Source organism: Nocardia sp. NPDC003726, assembly GCF_053586955.1.
In genome coordinates this window covers 1-13,991 of sequence record NZ_JBSFNF010000047.1, presented here as the reverse complement: position 1 = coordinate 13,991, position 13,991 = coordinate 1, and the positions used below count along the sequence as shown (strand labels likewise).

The window sequence follows — 13,991 nt, the reverse complement described above, 5'->3', positions numbered from 1 at the left end:
GGATCGGCTAGTCTCGCATCCGTGCTCGCACCCGAGCGGCGGACGCGCGCCGATATCATCTCCGCAGTCGCGATCGCGGTTCTCGTCGCGGTCGCCGGGGCCTTGGTGTGGGTGCGCGGAGACGCGCACGGCACCGAATCGGTGACCGCGTCCTCCACGGTGCCCACGCCGGCCGCGGCCGATCAGCTGCCCACCGCGCTGCGGGAGCTGTGGCACGCGCCCGACCGCGCGAGCGCGCGTGCGCTGGTGTCCGGCGGTGTCGCGGTGACCGGCGACGACGACACGGTCACCGGCCGCGACCCGCGCACCGGCGAGCAGCTCTGGAAATACCGGCGGGACATGCCGCTGTGCGGGGTCGAGGGCCAATACGGCATGGTGATCGCGGTCTACCGTGACGAGCGCGGGTGCAGCCAGGCCACCATGCTGGCCGGCGACAGCGGCGCCCGCCGCACCGCGCGCAGCAGCTACATGGACAAGGACGTGCGGCTGTCGGTCGACGGCACCTACCTGCTGGCGCAGGGACCGCAGCGGCTGGAGATGTGGCGCTCGGATCTGGTGCGCACGGTGGAGTACGGCTTCGTCGACGCTCCGGTGAACGTCAAGACGCAGCCGCGCAAAGGGTGCACGCTGCTGTCGTCGAGTTCCAGTTCCTCTCGGCTCGCCGTGCTGGAGCGCTGCCCCGCCGATCCGGCCGAGCGGCTCACGGTGCTCAACCCGGCCCCCAAGGACAACACCGTGCCGGAGGAGTACGGCTCGCACGTATTGACCGGTCCGGGAACGGATTCCGCGGAAGCGCGGGTGCTGGCGGTGTCCGACAGCCGGATCGTGCTCTACTTCCCCGCCGCCGAATCGCTGCCGCCGCGCTTGGCCGTCTACGACGGGAACGGCAACCCCGTTGTGATGCATCAACTTTCGGCCCCGCTGAGCCAGACGGCCACGACCACCCGGATCGGATCGGCCTATCTGGTCTTCACCGGGAACAGCGTGATCGCCTTGAACGGAAGCACGTTCGACCCGCTGTGGACGGCGGGCGGCGCGCTCGGCTCACCCGCGCTGATGGCGGGCAAACTGCTGCTGCCCACCACCGGCGCGCTCACCGTCCTCGACCCGGCCACGGGAGCCGAAACGGGACGCGTCCCGGTGGAGCGGCCCGGCTACACCGGAAGTCCGATCTCGCTCACCGTCATCGGGAACACCGTGCTGGAACTGCGCGACGGAGAACTGCACGCCTTCGGCTGAGGCGCCCGGCGAAATCTGTCGGTGCCTTGCAGCACACTGAGGCAATGAGCGAAACCCAGGCCGCCCCAAAGGAAAACGCCGCTGCCATCACGGCCTACGACGATCCCGACGCACCGTGGAACCAGGAGCACTCCGAGGAGGAGATGGCGCGTTGGAACGACGGCGTGATCGAAGAGTTCCGCGACAACGCGGGCAAGGTCGGCGGCGCCTACGCGGGCGGTGAACTGTTGCTGCTCACGACCACCGGCGCCAAGAGCGGCAAACCGCACGTCGTTCCGCTCGGCCTGTTGCGCCGCGGCGAAACGATGTACGTGAGTTCGTTCATCGAGGACCGATACCCGGCCTGGTATCACAACGTCAAAGCCCATTCCAGCGTCACCATCGAGCTGGGGCCCACCACCTATCGGGGCACGGCGCGGGCGCTGGAGGCCGCCGAGTACGACGAGTTCGCCGCGTGGGTGATCGCGAACAATCCGTTGCTCGCCGACTACCAGGCCAAGGTCTCGCGGCCGCTGCCGCTGGTAGTGCTGGAACTCGGGGAGCCGGTCGGGTCGTAGCCCGCTTCGTCACCGTCGCGGGAGACCACCGTGCCGCCGCATGATCAACCGTGGACCATCATGGAGGCATGTCCGCACTCGACGATGCCCGCGTTGTGCTGCTCCGGCACGGCGAGACCAGCTGGTCCACGCAGCGAAGGCACACCGGCCGCACCGATCTCCCGCTCACCGAGCGCGGGGAAGAACAGGCCAGGGCGGCAGGCGGCTTGCTCGCCACACTGGAACTCCGGAATCCGTTGGTGCGCACCAGCCCACGACTACGGGCGATGCACACCGCGGAGCTGGCCGGGCTCACCGGAGCCGTCGTCGACGACGACCTCGCCGAATGGGACTACGGCGCCTACGAGGGCCTGACCACCCCGCAGATCCGCGAGTCCGTGCCGGGATGGACCATCTGGACCGGCCCGGTCCCGGACGGCGAGACCGCACAGCAGGTGCGCGAACGCGCCGACCGCGTGCTGGCCGGCGTGACAGCCGCGCTGCCGGAGCGGGATATCGTGCTGGTGGGGCACGGCCACTTCTCCCGGGCGCTGATCGCCCGCTGGGCCGAGTTCGAGATCAGGGAGGGCCGCCGATTCGCCATGTCGACCGGCGGGCTGACCGTGCTCGGCTACGAACACGACGCGCGCGCGATCCGCGCGCACAACTTGGTACCCAACGGAGCGTCACAGTGACCCGACCCGACACCGATCCCACCGCCGTCGACCTCGGCTCCGCCGTGCTGCGCCGCGCCGTGCCCTCCGACGTGCCCGGACTGGTCGATCTGATCTACGACCTGGCCGAATACGAGAAGGCACGCCACGAGTGCACGGTCACCGCCGAGCAGTTGCGCTCGGCGCTGTTCGGGCCGGAGCCGAAGTTGTTCGCGCATGTGGTGGCGGACGAGTCCGGTCTGCTCGGCTGCGCCATCTGGTTCCTCAACTTCTCCACCTGGGACGGCGTGCACGGCATCTATCTGGAGGACCTCTACGTCCGGCCGGGAACCAGGGGTAAGGGCTACGGCAAAGCGCTGCTCACGGCCCTGGCGAAGGAAGCGGTCGACCAGGGCTACAGCCGCGTGTCGTGGGCGGTGCTGACCTGGAACAAGCCCTCGATCGACTTCTACGAATCGATCGGCGCCGTCGCTCAGGACGAATGGCTGGGCTACCGGCTGGCCGGCGACGCGCTCGGCAAGCTGGCCGCCGACGCGCGGTAGCGCGATGTCCTGGCTCCCGCCGCTCGATCTCACGTCCTGGCCCACCACCGCCGAAAAGGCCATGGCACTACAGGACGAACTGCGGCCGCTGATCTGTCCGGTCACCCCTCCGGGTGCGCGATTCCGCACGGTCGCGGGGCTCGATTCGGCCTACGCCGACACCGGGGCTGTGACCGCGGCCGTCGTCGTCCTGGCGGCCGACACCCTGCGGCCGGTCGCCTCAGCGGTCGCGCACGGCGCCGCCGCCTTCCCGTACGTTCCCGGCCTGCTGGCTTTCCGGGAGATCCCGGCCACGTTCGCCGCGCTCGAAAAGCTCTGCACCGCACCCGATCTCCTGGTCTGCGACGGGCAAGGACTCGCCCATCCGCGCCGCCGCTTCGGCCTCGCCTGCCACCTCGGCCTGCTCACCGGCGTGCCGACGATCGGCGTGGCGAAGACCGTGTGGGGCGAATATGCCGAACCGGGTCCCGAACGCGGTGCGGCCACCGACATCACCATCGACGGAGCGGTGGTCGGGCGGGCATTGCGCACCAGAGCGGGCGTCAAGCCGGTGTTCGTCTCCGTGGGTCATCGCATCGACCTCGACACCGCCTGCGCACAGGTGCTTGCGCTGACCCCGCGCTACCGGCTGCCGGAGACCACCAGGCACGCCGACCGCCTCTGCCGGGCGGCGTTGCGCACGGCGACGGGGAACTAATCCGGTTCGACCCCGTAGTCCTGCGCCATCCAGCGCGTGGACGGCGGCGCGAACAGCAGCACCAGCGCGGCGACCGCGACCACCCCGAGCACCGTGCCGTAGACCGGCTGATGCGAGTCGGTGAGCAGCGACCAGGTGACCGGGAGCAGCAGCAGCTGCGCGATGACGGCGATGGCGCGGCCCCAGCGCTTCCCCAGCAGGAGCCCGATACCCGCGGCCAGCACCGCGCCGCCGAGGACGCCGAACCAGGCCGCGGTGCCGTAGCCGCTGGTCGTGGACTGGTCGTGCCCGAGCAGCCCCCGCACCACCAGCACGATCGCGACTCCCACGGCGACGACGCCCTCCAGCGTCACCAGTCCCCCGGCCGCCCGCACCGTCGTCGGCACCGTCCCCGCGGCCGCGCTCTTGTCGCTCACGATCGCGCCCCGCCCGCATCCGGCTCCGTCGCGCGCCGCAGCGCACGGTGTCCTCGCTTCCCTTGCTGACGCTCGTTCACGCGGCAAGCCTACGACCCCGCCGGTCCGCGTCATCGTCCCGGCGTACGCCCGTGCAGCGGCGTCCGGCGCATCGCTCGCCGCTTTTCGGGAGCCGGCCGGCCGCCAACTAGGCTGCCATCCGTGCGGACGCTGCTGATCGTGAACCCGAATGCCACCTCGACCACACCGGCGACCCGGGACCTCCTGGCGCACGCGTTGGAGAGCCGCACCCAGTTGACCGTTGCGCACACCCAGCACCGCGGCCACGCCGCCGAACTGGCCCAATGGGCAGCCACCAACGAAATGGACCTGATCGTCGTGCACGGCGGCGACGGGACGGTCAACGAGACCATCAACGGCTTCCTGCCGCTGCCCGTCCTCGACGACGGTCAAGCCTGGTTGCCGCGCCTCGGCGTGATCCCTGGCGGCTCGGCCAATGTCTTCGCCAGGGCGCTCGGCATCTCCCCCGACCCGGTGACCGCGACCAACCAGCTCATCGACCTGCTCACACTGGACGCCGATCGCCGGATCGGTCTGGGGCTGGCCGACGACCGCTGGTTCTGCTTCAGCGCCGGCGTCGGACTCGACGCCGACGTGTGCGAGGCGATCGACGCCAGCCGCGCCCGTGGCCGCGCCGCCACTCCGGGCCGCTATGTTCGAACAACAGTGCGACAATTCTTCCGCGCGAAACGGAAGGAACCCGGCGTTCAGGTCGAAATTCCCGGCCGCGATCCCGTGGACGGGGTGCATTACGCCTTCGTTACCAACACCACACCCTGGACATATCTCAACGCCACGCCGGTGCACACCAACCCTGGCACCCGGTTCGAAACCGGGCTCGGAGTGTTCGCGGTGCGCTCGATGGCCGTCCTCCCCACGCTCCTGCTCGCGCGACACCTCCTCGCGGCCAACGGGAATCCCAAGTCCCGCAATTTATTTCGCGAAGACGACGTTCCCGCCGTACGAATCGAGGCCAAAGAACCGATCGGCCTGCAAATCGATGGCGACTTCATCGGCAAGCGCAACGTGGTGGATTTCACTGCCGTGCCCGACGTGCTCGCCGTCGTCGCGCCGCGACCGCGCTGACGGGCGAAACACCGCGAAAAACATCGCGGGTAGTGCTGCGAAAAGCCGGTAGAGCGAGTACAAAGGACCGGGCAGGCTTCCCAACGCGGGGGCCTTCAGAGCGTGAGCTTCCCCACGGTGCACCGCGTGCCTATTGACATCTACGGTGTTCGTGAAAGCATTCACAAGCAACCGTGCGGAAACATTCGAGTCGCACAAGTGAACGATCCACAAACCATCGGCGCCCTGCGCGGCGCCCAGCAAAGGAGCAGAGGAATGGACTGGCGCCACAAGGCCATCTGTCGCGATGAGGACCCCGAGCTGTTTTTCCCCGTGGGTAACAGTGGTCCGGCGCTCGCACAGATTGCCGATGCCAAGCTGGTCTGCGCTCGCTGCCCCGTAACCGCCGACTGCCTGTCCTGGGCCCTGAAGTCCGGACAAGACGCCGGCGTGTGGGGTGGTATGAGCGAAGACGAGCGCCGGGCGCTCAAGCGTCGCAACGCGCGCACCCGCACCCGCACCGTCGTCTGATCCAGAGACGACCGGCCTTACCGGGCCATTCAGCCCGGCCCGGTAACGCATTTCAGCCCGGCACCCGACGGTGCCGGGCTGTGTTGTTTTTGTACGCTCGTCCGCGAACTGGAAATGATCGGTCTCGCTTCGCGACGAATCCGGAAGCCGATCAATGCGGTTGCCTCGGACGGCAATATCGGCAGCGCGGATTACCGCGCGACACCGCCGCGGTTCGACTCGCGATCCAGCGGAACCTGTGGGAAAGTGGTTGGTTTCCAAGCGGCTTCGCACGGTCGCCAATCCATGCGACACCTCGCATTCCACTCGATGCGGACATTCACGAAGTCACCGCGCGGCAAGCCGCGAACGACACCTCGGTAGCGGCCCGCCCGCGACATCCGAGCAACAGCGCGCGGCGAGGGCCGACGCGACCGATATCGCGGCGGCGGAAACGCCGCCGCTCGCTCTCGACGTGGAGCTACCGCGCTGTACCCCTCGCGTACCGAACGGGCCGGTCAGCGGCCGGAACGACGCCCCAGCGGGACGCGCAGGACGGCATCGGTGCCGATGTCGGCGCCGGGGTGCAGGCCGATGGAACCGCCGAGTTCGGCGGTCACCAGGGTGCGCACGATCTGGAGGCCGAGCCGATCGGAGGATTCCAGGCTGAATCCGGGCGGCAGACCGCGGCCGTCGTCGCTGATGATCACGTCCAGCCAGCGGGCCGAACGCTCGGAACGGATTGTCACCGTGCCGTTTTCGCCGGAATCGAAGGCGTGCTCGATGGCGTTCTGCACCAGTTCGGTGAGCACCATCACCAACGGGGTCGCGCGCTCGGCGGAGAAGACGCCGAGGGAGCCGGCGCGGCGCACTTTGATGCGCGCGGTGTGCACCGTGGCCACGTCGGCCATGATCGGCAGCAGCCGGTCGACGACCTCGTCCAGATCGACCTCTTCGTCCACCGACATCGACAGCATCTCGTGCACCGAGGCGATGGAGGTGACCCTGCGCACCGATTCGGTGAGCGCGACCTGCGCCTCCTCGTTCTCGGTGCGGCGGGCTTGCAGGCGCAGCAGCGCGGCGACGGTCTGCAGGTTGTTCTTGACCCGGTGGTGGATCTCCCGGATGGTGGCGTCCTTGCTCAGCAGCGCGCGATCGCGCCGCTTCACCTCGGTGACGTCGCGCACCAGCACCGCGGCGCCTGCCAGCTCACCGTGCGGGCGCAGCACAAGGGTGCGCAGCAGCACGGTGGCGCCGCGCGCCTCGACCTCCATCCGCCGCCCGGTGCGCCCGGCCAGAGCGGCTTGGATGTCGCCGACCACCTCTTGGGCGTCGAACGGGTCGGTGATCAGCGAACGGGTGGTGACGGCGAGATCCTGACCTGCCAGGTCGGCTTGCAGACCCATCCGGTGATAGGCCGACAAGGCGTTGGGGCTGGCGTAGACGACGATGCCCTCGGTGTCGAGGCGGATGAACCCGTCTCCCGCGCGCGGGCTGGAATGGGTGGCGGCGCGATCCTCCGTGGTCGGGAAGGTGCCGTCGGCGATCATCTGGCACAGGTCGTCGGCGCACGCCACGTAGGCGCTCTCCAGCTGACTGCGCACCCGGGAACGTTGCATGTCGGTGTCCCGGCTCAGTACCGCGATCACGTCGTCGCCGCAGCGGACCGGGATGGCCTCGCGGATCGCGTGCACCGGATGCGGGTGGTAGACGCCCGACGCCTCGACCTCGCTGTCTGATCGCACGATCTCGCCGCTGACCAGGGCGTCGAACACCTGCGGATGGTCTGCCCGCAGGGCGACCGTGCCCACCAGGTCCTCCTGGTGCACGGTGGGAGCGGTGGTGGGACGGCACTGCGCGACGCAGACGATGTCCGCGCCCTCGGTCACCGGTCCGGCGCCGACCCACAGCAGCAGATCGGCGAAGGACAGATCGGACAGCAGCTGCCAATCACCCACCACTCGCTGCAGATGATCCACGGCGACGCCGGGGAGGTCGGTGTGCTCGGCCAGCAGCTCGCTCAGTGTCGCCATGCAGATCTACCGCCGCAATCGATCAGGAGATGACCGCGATCAGGTGGCCCGCCTTGATCGCGTCGCCTTCCTTCACGCCGATCGAGGTCACCGTGCCGCTGGACTCCGCGACCACAGGGATCTCCATCTTCATCGACTCGAGGATCACCAGGGTGTCGCCTTCCTTCACCTCGTCGCCCTCCTTGGCGACCACCTGGTAGACGACCGACACCAGTTCGGCGAGCACTTCCTCAGCCATGACACCCCATATCCTCGTTGGCCTGCATCCGCTGACGGTACAGCCAACCACACGTGAAAGAATGGCCTTCAACCAGAAGGGAGACTACTCATGGGTAAGCGCGGACGTAAGAAGCGTAGCCGCAAGGGGAACGCAGCCAACCACGGCAAGCGGCCCAACGCCTGAGCGACGCTCGGCCCGCAAGCACGAAGCGGCACGCACTTCCAGCAGGAAGGCGTGCCGCTCGCGTCTCACCGATCGGACTAGTCGGAGGTCTCGACCGAAGTCTCCTTGGTCACGAACGTCCGGCGCAGCTCGACGGTCAGGCGTTCACGCAGCGACGCGGGCGCGCGATCACCGCCGCACTTGCGGCTGAGCAGGCTCTTGATCTTCTCTTCGATGCCGTAGGCCTCGATACAAGGGCTGCAGTGCTCCATGTGGTGCTGCAACCGTTCCCGAGTCGCGTCGTCGCACTCCCCATCCAGCATCAACCACACGTCGGCGAGCACCGCCGTGCAGTCGAGTTCCATGTCGGGGTCCCGCTCGGTACTCACTGCTTGACCTCCTGGCGTTCCCCCGAACGGTTGAATCCGCGCTCCCGCGCGACATCGGCGAGCAGACCCTTGAGCTGTTTCCGGCCGCGGTGCAGCCGGGACATCACCGTGCCGATGGGCGTGCCCATGATGTCGGCGATCTCCTTGTACGGGAAACCCTCGACGTCGGCGTAGTACACCGCCATGCGGAACTCCTCCGGAAGTTCCTGCAGCGCGGCCTTGATGTCGTCGTCCGGCAACGCGTCCAGCGCCTCGACCTCGGCCGACCGCAGGCCCTGCGAGGTGTGCTCCGCGGTCGCGGCCAGCTGCCAGTCGGTGATCTCGTCGGTCGGATACTGCGCGGGCTGGCGCTGCTTCTTGCGGTAGGAGTTGATGTAGGTGTTGGTCAGGATCCGGTACAGCCAGGCACGCAGGTTGGTGCCCTCCCGGAACGACTTGAAGCCCTGGTAGGCCTTCACGTAGGTCTCCTGGACCAGGTCCTCGGCATCCGCCGGGTTCCTGGTCATGCGCAGCGCGGCGCCGTAGAGCTGGTCGAGCAGCGGGAGCGCGTCCCGTTCGAACCGCTGTGCCAGCTCGGCATCGTCGACGGCGGCGACATCGTCGGCCGCCACGTCATCGTCGCTCGTCACACCTGTCCCTTCGATCGCCGTACCTGCCAAATCTACCGGCATCGGCACATCGAAGGAGAATCCGCCGTCGGTCCGGGACACCTCGGTCCCCACCGGACGGTCGTCGAGCAGCACGGGCACAGGCATCTCCTTGTCGTCTCCATAGGGCCTGCTCACCGGTGGAAAGCATTCCGAGCGCGGTGTACCGGCTACAACATGCTCGAGCCGTCCGGTGTTCCCACCGGCCCGCGGGCGCCCGGCGAATTCGCGCGAAATCCCGTTGCGGGCCCGGCTGCGGCCGTCGTTAGGGTGTGGCTCATGGCAGCAGGCTCGACTCCGGCGATCCGCGCGTTGACCCAGGCGAAGGTGGCCCACCGGGTGCACACCTACCAGCACGATCCGCGCTCCGACTCCTACGGCACCGAGGCGGTCGACGCGCTCGGCGCCGAACTGGGGGTCGCGGCCGGGCAGATCTTCAAAACCTTGGTCATCGAACTCGCCACCGGCTCGCTCGCGGTGGCCGTGCTCCCGGTGCCGAACACGTTGTCGCTCAAGGCCGCGGCGGCCGCGCTCGGCGCGTCCAAGGCGAGCATGGCGGACAAGACGCGGGCGGAGAAGACGACCGGGTACGTCCTCGGTGGCATCTCCCCGCTCGGTCAACGCAAGCGGCTGCCCACCGTGATCGACGAATCGGCGCTGACCTGGGACCGGATGCTGTGCAGCGCAGGACGGCGCGGACTGGAGATCGAACTGGCGCCCGCCGACCTGATCCGGCTGACCGGCGCGGTGACCGCGCCCGTGACATCCGCGTAATTCGGCCACGATCGCCGCGATCTGTGCGTTACTGAACAGGCCAGATCGAACCGACTCGAGGATGTGATGCGAATGTCTACGCAGCAGCGTTTGCGCACCGTGATCGTCGCGTTGTTCGGAACTCTCGTCGTGGCTCTCGGTTCGGTAACGCTCCTCGCCCCCGAGGCAGCCGCCGCACCGGACAGCCCGCAGGTCACGCAGGTCAGCGATTCCGTGTTCGACTTCGACGGTCAGGGTTCGAAGAGTGACGACAAGGCCGGGAAAGCCGAGAAGCTGAGCGGCACTGTCACCACCAAGCTGATCGACCTGGTCGCCGGAATCATCAAGTGCGGGCTGAATATCGCTTCACCCAGCGTGAAGTGCAGTCTGTAATTTTTGCAGCGCCTGCGGCGCTGCGTGTTCGCGGCCGCCTTATGGCTCGCGTTCGACCGGCCGACGCTTGCTCCTTCGTCGCCTACGCGTCGACCGGTCGAACGCGAGCCGGGCCGCGAACGGCGGATGCTCGGTCTCGCTTCGCTCGGAAGACGTGGTGGAGGTCGGCTGGGCACGTCAGCGGTCTTGGTCACGATTCAGCGCGCGCCCGATGGCGACCGTCCAGTCGAGCGCCACCCACGGCGCTCGGAATGCGGCTTCAACTGATGGAGCTGGGTCCGGCGACGAACGGCGGATGCTCGGTCTCGCTATCTCTAGGCCGGAGCTGGGTCGATGCCGTTTGTGCAGGGGCGGTCGCTGCGAGACGTGAGCGCGGTGCATAGCGCGGCCTTCGATCGCCCATCGCGCACGCAAGTCTTCACGGTGGAGATCCGAGTCGGGCCGATATCCGATTGCGCGTCACTCCGCACGAACAGGACCGTTGTTTGCAGTTGCGCGGGAGTCCGGGCGTTGGTCAGTGAACCTTTACAGCAGGCTGATCTGCTCGGCTTCCTTCTGTTCATCCACTGGGGCGAGTAGTTCCGGGCCGTTGTTGCGGACGCTGTTGACCAGGGCGGGCACCGGGCGGGGCACGATTCCGGCGACGACCTCCTCGGAAGGGGTCTCCAGCAGGCTCGCGGGAGCCGGGTGATCGGGGTCCAGCCAGGCGTCCCAGTGTTCGCGGGGCATGGGCAGCGGCATACGGTCGTGGATGCGGGTGAGGTCGCCGACCGCGTCGGTGGTGAGGATGGTGCACGACAGCAGCGGGGCGCTCTCCGGCTGCGAACGGTCGCGCCAGACCGACCACAGACCTGCCATGTAGAGCCGGGAACCGTCCGCGTTGGCCATGTAGTACGGGTGCTTGGCGACCTTGCCTTTTCCGCCCTTGTCGCCGTTCGGCTCGACGACCCACTCGTACCAGCCGTCCATCGGCACCAGGCAGCGCCGGTATTTCACCGCGTCACGGAAGGAAGGCGTGGTGGCGGCCTTGTCGGCGCGGGCGTTGAACAGCGGTTTGCCTTTGACCGGGACGCCTGGCTCGGCCGCTTTCGTCCACACCGGGATCAGTCCCCAGCGCATGCGCCGGATACGCAGTTTGGGGTCATCGTCTTCGCGGCCTTGGTCGTGCCGCTCGACCACGGTGAGCACCTGGGTGGTCGGAGCGACGTTGTAATTGGTGAACGAACCCTGGTCGGCCGCGCCGGTCTCATCGATCGCATCCAATTCGACCGCGAGCCTGCCGGGGTTGGTCGTGGTCGCATATCGTCCGCACATATCCCGATAGTCCCACTTGCCACCGACAGCGTCGGGAAGAATTGGTGCATAGCTGATGACCTGTTGAGAGTTGTGGCATAGCATTCTCTCATCGGAAGGACGGGTCGCCCGTCCACTCGGACCCGCGCATCGACCGTCCACCGCAGACGGCAAGAGGAGAACCACTGTGACATCCACCGACACCAAACCCGCCGATCACGACACGGCACTGACGTCGGTCAATCCGGCGACAGGCGAGGTGATCGGCACGCACGTCATCGCCGACGACGCGGCGGTCGCCGCCGCGGTCGCCAAGGCGCGCGCAGCCGCCGCCACGTGGGGCGCGCTGAGTTTCGACCAGCGGCGCACGCATCTGCTGCGCTGGTCGAGCAGGCTGGTGCAGAAATCGGAGGAATTCTGCGCGCTGATCCACGCCGAGAACGGCAAGCCGGTCGACGACGCCTTCCTGGAATTGATGCTCGCCCTCGAGCACATCTCCTGGGCGGCCAAGAACGCCAAGAAGGTGCTCGGCCCGAAGAAGGTCTCCCCCGGCGCGTTGATGTCGAACTTCAGCGCCCGGCTCGAGCAGCGCCCGCTCGGCGTCGTCGGCGTGATCGGTCCGTGGAACTACCCGGTCTACACGCCCAACGGCTCCATCGCCTACGCGCTGGCCGCGGGCAACACCGTCGTGTTCAAGCCGAGCGAGTACTCCACGAGCATCGGCAACTTCCTCGCCGACGCGTTCGCCGAAGCCAATCGCGAACTGCCAGAGGGCGTCTTCATCACGATCAACGGGTATGGCGCCACCGGCGCGGCGCTGGTCCGCTCGGACATCGACAAGATCGCGTTCACCGGCTCCACCGCCACCGGTAAGCGGATCATGGCCGCCGCCGCCGAGCGGCTCACCCCCGTGCTGCTCGAGTGCGGCGGCAAGGACGCGGTGATCGTCGCCCCCGACGCCGACATCAAGGCCGCGGCCGACGCGGTCGCCTGGGGCGCCACCGCCAACAGCGGCCAGACCTGCGCCGGCGTCGAGCGGGTCTACGTCGACCGTTCGGTGCGCGAGGAGTTCGTCGCGGAGGTCAAGCGCATCCTCACCGACATCAAGCCCGGCTCCGACGACAAGGCCGCCTACGGCCCGATGACCATGCCGAGCCAGATCGACATCGTGCGCCGCCACATCGATGACGCGCTGAAGAACGGCGGCACCGCGGTGCTCGGCGGCCCCGAATCGGTCAAGGCGCCGTTCATCGAACCCGTCGTGCTGGTCGACGTGGACGAGAACTCCGAGGCGGTGGCCGAGGAGACCTTCGGCCCGACCATCACCATCCGCACCGTCGACAGCGTCGACGAAGCGGTGAAACTGGCCAACAACTCCAAGTACGGCCTGTCCTCCGCGGTCTACTCGAAGAAGAACGGCCTGGACATCGCACGCAAGCTGCGCGTCGGCGCCACCTCGGTGAACTCCGTGCTCGCCTTCGCCGCCATCCCCGGCCTGCCCTTCGGCGGCGTCGGCGATTCCGGCATCGGCCGCATCCACGGCGAACCGGGCCTGCGCGAGTTCACCCGCCCGCACTCGATCGCGGTGCAGCGCTTCACCGTTCCCGGCATGGCGTTGCTGAGCTACAGCCGCACCGACTCCACGATGAAGCTGCTGCGCAAGCTCGTCCCGTTCCTGCACGGACGGCACAAGTAAGAACCCGACGGCCGGGGCCGGGCACTCGACCCCATCGAGCGCCCGGCCCCGCGCCATAGGTGAGACCAACCGAGCATCCGCCAGGTGAACGCGCCTGCGAGGCGCTATGAGACCGGACGAAGTCGGCCGCGCGTCGTCCGCGCCCCCGATGACAACCGGGGCACTCGACCGGCACAGCTCGCGTGCATCCCCGATCCGGTGTGTTTTCCACCGCAACAACTTCGGCCGACCCGCCGGGTCGGAGCGAGACCGAGCATGCGCCATCCGCCGCCGCGTGGTGACAAGAACAAGCGGCAGCCGAGCCGAACCACTACAAACCATGCACCAGTAGGGGTCGATACCGACGCACCGCACTGCAACCACGCCTTCCGAGCGCAGCGAGACCGAACACCCCGCTCGCGGCCAGCGAGCCCACCAAGAGGCCGCGAACACGCAGCACCGCAGGCGACAAACGACAACGGCAGTCGGACCCGATCCGGCACCGCCCACCACAAACCGCATGCACTCGATAGCAAGCTCGGACACCGACGCGCCCAGCGCACCGCAACCACGTCTTTCGAGCGAAGCGAGACCAAGCATGCGCGTTCGCGGCCCGGCTCGCGTTTGCGTGGCCGCCGCGTACGCGACGAAGGAGCAAGCGGCGGTCGCCCACACCCCGGCCCGGCG

The 13,991-nt window shown here is 68.2% G+C and carries 17 protein-coding genes; 11 read left to right on the top strand and 6 right to left on the bottom strand.

All coding sequences use genetic code 11. The annotated features are described in order from the left end of the window. Window positions 1-21: 21 nt before the first annotated feature. The 5 genes from ACWDMM_RS32945 (at window position 22) to ACWDMM_RS32925 (ending at window position 3,688) form a co-directional block, all read left to right on the top strand. Complete coding sequence (locus ACWDMM_RS32945; RefSeq protein ID WP_195082006.1) at window positions 22-1,239, top strand: Rv3212 family protein; 1,218 nt, start codon at window positions 22-24, stop codon at window positions 1,237-1,239. Window positions 1,240-1,283: 44 nt separating this feature from the next. Next, window positions 1,284-1,796 (top strand): nitroreductase/quinone reductase family protein, encoded by a 513-nt coding sequence (locus tag ACWDMM_RS32940; protein WP_195082007.1) that lies wholly within the window; start codon window positions 1,284-1,286, stop codon window positions 1,794-1,796. A 68-nt stretch (window positions 1,797-1,864) separates the two neighbouring features. Continuing rightward, window positions 1,865-2,470 carry an acid phosphatase gene (locus ACWDMM_RS32935; RefSeq protein ID WP_195082008.1) on the top strand — a complete coding sequence of 202 codons (606 nt, stop codon included), beginning with the start codon at window positions 1,865-1,867 and terminating at the stop codon, window positions 2,468-2,470. Between the two features lie 44 nt (window positions 2,471-2,514). Then, window positions 2,515-2,991, top strand: a complete 477-nt coding sequence (locus ACWDMM_RS32930) for a GNAT family N-acetyltransferase (protein ID WP_195082141.1) — start codon at window positions 2,515-2,517, stop codon at window positions 2,989-2,991. A gap of 4 nt (window positions 2,992-2,995) precedes the next feature. Further along, complete coding sequence (locus ACWDMM_RS32925) at window positions 2,996-3,688, top strand: endonuclease V (protein WP_449941410.1); 693 nt, start codon at window positions 2,996-2,998, stop codon at window positions 3,686-3,688. Here the strand turns inward: ACWDMM_RS32925 and ACWDMM_RS32920 are convergent. Beyond that, a complete protein-coding gene (locus ACWDMM_RS32920; protein ID WP_397071493.1) occupies window positions 3,685-4,107 on the bottom strand; it encodes a hypothetical protein in 423 nt (140 codons plus the stop codon). The genes ACWDMM_RS32925 and ACWDMM_RS32920 overlap by 4 nt on opposite strands. 198 nt (window positions 4,108-4,305) lie before the next feature. Between ACWDMM_RS32920 and ACWDMM_RS32915 the strand changes: the two genes are divergently transcribed. Next, window positions 4,306-5,250, top strand: a complete 945-nt coding sequence (locus ACWDMM_RS32915) for a diacylglycerol/lipid kinase family protein (RefSeq protein WP_195082010.1) — start codon at window positions 4,306-4,308, stop codon at window positions 5,248-5,250. Window positions 5,251-5,505: 255 nt separating this feature from the next. Then, on the top strand, window positions 5,506-5,760 hold the full coding sequence (locus ACWDMM_RS32910; RefSeq protein ID WP_011211115.1) for a WhiB family transcriptional regulator: 255 nt from the start codon (window positions 5,506-5,508) through the stop codon (window positions 5,758-5,760). Window positions 5,761-6,257: 497 nt separating this feature from the next. On the opposite strand, the gene ACWDMM_RS32905 is transcribed toward ACWDMM_RS32910, so the two are convergent. Next, the gene (locus ACWDMM_RS32905) at window positions 6,258-7,772 is read right to left on the bottom strand and encodes a sensor histidine kinase (RefSeq protein ID WP_357112902.1); all 1,515 of its coding nucleotides are present in this window, start codon (window positions 7,770-7,772) and stop codon (window positions 6,258-6,260) included. A gap of 22 nt (window positions 7,773-7,794) precedes the next feature. After that, a complete protein-coding gene (locus tag ACWDMM_RS32900; protein ID WP_067810563.1) occupies window positions 7,795-8,010 on the bottom strand; it encodes a biotin/lipoyl-binding carrier protein in 216 nt (71 codons plus the stop codon). Window positions 8,011-8,100: 90 nt separating this feature from the next. Here ACWDMM_RS32900 and ACWDMM_RS32895 point away from each other — a divergent pair, with 90 nt between their 5' ends. After that, on the top strand, window positions 8,101-8,175 hold the full coding sequence (locus ACWDMM_RS32895; RefSeq protein ID WP_022597109.1) for a 50S ribosomal protein bL37: 75 nt from the start codon (window positions 8,101-8,103) through the stop codon (window positions 8,173-8,175). 77 nt (window positions 8,176-8,252) lie between these two features. Here ACWDMM_RS32895 and rsrA read toward each other — a convergent pair whose 3' ends face one another. Further along, window positions 8,253-8,519 (bottom strand): mycothiol system anti-sigma-R factor, encoded by a 267-nt coding sequence (gene rsrA / locus ACWDMM_RS32890; protein WP_195082143.1) that lies wholly within the window; start codon window positions 8,517-8,519, stop codon window positions 8,253-8,255. A 20-nt stretch (window positions 8,520-8,539) separates the two neighbouring features. Further along, window positions 8,540-9,172 (bottom strand): sigma-70 family RNA polymerase sigma factor, encoded by a 633-nt coding sequence (locus ACWDMM_RS32885; protein ID WP_051021205.1) that lies wholly within the window; start codon window positions 9,170-9,172, stop codon window positions 8,540-8,542. A 297-nt stretch (window positions 9,173-9,469) separates the two neighbouring features. On the opposite strand from ACWDMM_RS32885, the gene ybaK reads away from it, so the two are divergent. Continuing rightward, on the top strand, window positions 9,470-9,964 hold the full coding sequence (gene ybaK / locus ACWDMM_RS32880) for a Cys-tRNA(Pro) deacylase (protein WP_195046644.1): 495 nt from the start codon (window positions 9,470-9,472) through the stop codon (window positions 9,962-9,964). A 90-nt stretch (window positions 9,965-10,054) separates the two neighbouring features. Then, complete coding sequence (locus tag ACWDMM_RS32875) at window positions 10,055-10,336, top strand: hypothetical protein (protein WP_195082012.1); 282 nt, start codon at window positions 10,055-10,057, stop codon at window positions 10,334-10,336. Window positions 10,337-10,861: 525 nt separating this feature from the next. On the opposite strand, the gene ACWDMM_RS32870 is transcribed toward ACWDMM_RS32875, so the two are convergent. Continuing rightward, window positions 10,862-11,650, bottom strand: coding sequence for an SOS response-associated peptidase (locus ACWDMM_RS32870; protein WP_195082013.1), 789 nt, complete (start codon window positions 11,648-11,650; stop codon window positions 10,862-10,864). 166 nt (window positions 11,651-11,816) lie between these two features. Between ACWDMM_RS32870 and ACWDMM_RS32865 the strand changes: the two genes are divergently transcribed. Then, window positions 11,817-13,325, top strand: a complete 1,509-nt coding sequence (locus ACWDMM_RS32865; RefSeq protein ID WP_195082014.1) for an aldehyde dehydrogenase family protein — start codon at window positions 11,817-11,819, stop codon at window positions 13,323-13,325. Window positions 13,326-13,991 lie beyond the last annotated feature (666 nt).